At 66.1% G+C, this 785-nt stretch carries 1 protein-coding gene; it reads right to left on the bottom strand.

The window, feature by feature from the left end; all coding sequences use genetic code 11:
* Window positions 1-657 (bottom strand): hypothetical protein (locus ACFRAM_RS28720; RefSeq protein ID WP_379470442.1); only part of this gene is annotated, 657 nt, incomplete at its 3' end.
* Window positions 658-785: the final 128 nt, after the last annotated feature.

Here is a 785-nt window from a genome sequence, read left to right as displayed (position 1 = left end):
GAGGCTGACGACGTCGAGCAAGACATGCACGTCGCCCAGCGGCGCGCTGCTCTTGCGGCAGATCGACCTGGCCATCTGGAACTTGATGTCGTCGCGGTCGGCCAGGTCGAAGACGATCTTGGTGGCGGGATGGAACGCACGCCAGTACCCGTTGGGATACTGGGCGGCCAGGACTCGGAAGGTCGGTTGATAGCGCTCCCAGCGCGTAACCAGGACACGCTGGGGATGGCAGGCGCAGCAGTCTCGCTGGCCCTCGATAACCATCTCCCTGAGCTGCCCACTCCATTGGCCGAGCTCGGTTGGCATCGCGGCATTGACACCGGCACCGCCGACCGCCTGGGTTTCCCAGAGCCATTGGGCGGCGGGGTGATCCGCAGGGAGGGTGAATGTGCAGTGGCCGCGGTGGACGCAGTCGGCCAGGTCAACGACGTGGGCGAGGTTGAAATCGCCGTCGTAGAGGCGGATGACCTTGCCCGTCATCGCCCGCTGCAGCGTGATGGCGACGTCTTCGTAAAGCCCGCTGAGTACCGCGTCAGCGGCGGCGCTCACTCCGGATACCTTGAATGCCGCGTCGATCTGGTCGCCGGCGGCGCGCACGGAATCGGCCACGATATTCGTGATATCCGCGATGGTCGGCATTGGGTGGTGCTGGGTCATGCTCGATTCTCCCCTGTCGTGTTGCGGTAGGTCATCGGGACCGCAGGGCGGCGATTAGGGCCGGGATCCGGCCGCCCACAAGGGCGTACGGGTCCAGCCAGCCGACGCCGGCCTTGCGGTACCAGTCG

Source organism: Paenibacillus sp. NPDC056722 (assembly GCF_042790635.1).
GTDB classification, from domain to species: domain Bacteria; phylum Bacillota; class Bacilli; order Paenibacillales; family Paenibacillaceae; genus Paenibacillus_AQ; species Paenibacillus_AQ agri.
This window is presented reverse-complemented; position numbering and strand designations above follow the sequence as displayed.